Origin of the sequence: Shewanella sp. SG41-4, from assembly GCF_014164505.1 — a bacterium.
In the GTDB taxonomy this organism is placed as follows: Bacteria; Pseudomonadota; Gammaproteobacteria; order Enterobacterales; family Shewanellaceae; genus Shewanella.
On record NZ_JACJFI010000547.1, the window covers coordinates 1 to 1,632 of the forward strand.

General features: G+C 36.9%; 1 protein-coding gene. It reads left to right on the forward strand.

Features of this window, described 5'->3' with window-relative positions:
* Positions 1-1,632, forward strand: a 1,632-nt coding sequence (locus tag H5202_RS22070; RefSeq protein WP_182773923.1) for a tyrosine-type recombinase/integrase, incomplete at both ends; no start/stop codon positions are given.

The following is a 1,632-nucleotide window of genomic DNA, read 5'->3' on the forward strand; positions in this document are numbered from 1 at the left end:
TTCACAAGAAGGCAAACCATTAAAGGTAACGGCTTGCATAAAAGAGTATTTAAACACGGTTTCTGACTTTAATTGGTCTGATTTATCGATCATTAAATTAAGAACATTAAGAAAAATCGACAACGCTTTACGCTATGGTTCTGTGCAGTATCAAATGTATTTTTTGCCCAGTATCAGTCAGGCCTTACCAGAACATGCTTTCATGCGTTTATTAACAAACAAAGCATGCCTCAATTCAGAGCCCCATATTTACGAGTCAAGTGTTGAAGGTGCGAACGCATTTAAACCTTGGAAAAAAGTCATCGGTGGACATGCTACCTTTATAGATATCGATATCACGTCAAAACAGTTAGATAAGATATTTGTACGGCTGTTGTTGCTCTATGAAAAAAAAGAACCTCGTGCAAATCATTTAGCTTTCATGAACGATACCCTTAATGCTGTATATGTAATCGCGAATCCTTACCTTTGGCTATTATGTTCATGGTTATATTCATTGTTAAAAAATGGGGGGACATTTAAGCGTCGTTTAAAAGTAACAACTACTGTCGATTACGTTAAAAGCCTCAGTAAACCATTTATCACACTTTTTAGTACCTGTGATATTGGCTTGTTATCAGGTGAGGATTGGGCCAATAAGTTGAATGAGGCGGCGGAATTATTTACCTCTGCTCAACGCAAAAAGTATGTCTATTACTTTGCTCAGTTTTTGATAGACACAAACTTGGTTCGGGATTTATGTTTATCAGATATCGATGTTATTGGCAGTTCCAGTGAAGTTGATGCAAATTTAATATCACCCACTCATATAGATGAAGTGCTCAACTATCTAATCCAGCATGTTGAAGATGATCCGATTTATCAATATGCATACTTTTTGCTTTGTTTCTGCTTTTTTAGCGGATTGAGAAGAAATGAAACGGCAAAATTAACCTGGGCAGACTTTTCATTTGCAGTCAATGCACCAAGTAAAGATGAATTTGATTATGTACAACTTTCGGTAAGACCAAATCAATATCGTACACTGAAAACGACTGCGGCTCGTCGTGAATTACCTTTAGACGCACTTTGGCCCAAATCGGCTATTAACAAATTGCGAAAAAGATATCAAATTCATCAAAATACAGGGGCAAGCAAAAAAGCGCTTTTGTTTGATAATGCTAAACAAGTAAACCAAGCTTATGAGCTAATAACAGATTTAATACGTCATTATACGCAGGACTATACTTTACGAGTGCATCATCTTCGACATAGTTTTGCCAATTGGACGTGGTGTCGTTTAAATCCTAACCTTATCAAGAAAGGTAGAACACAGTTAACCATATTTAAACATGAGATATTTGATAACGACTATCTGCAACAGTTACAAACTCGTTTACGCTACAGAGCTAATACCCGTAAAAAGATGTTTATATTATCGCATTTGATGGGGCATAAAGAGGTCCATTCAACCCTAAATAGTTACCTGCATCTCAAGGACATCTTATTTTACCTTGAATTAACTTCACGTTTTACGTTGACCAAGTACTTTGCTTCAGAATGTGTAGGCCGCGCAACATTGCTTGAACAAGAGCAGGGGTTAAGTCTGGCGGAGAGGATTCATTATTATGCTAAAGGTTCTGAAGAAACGCT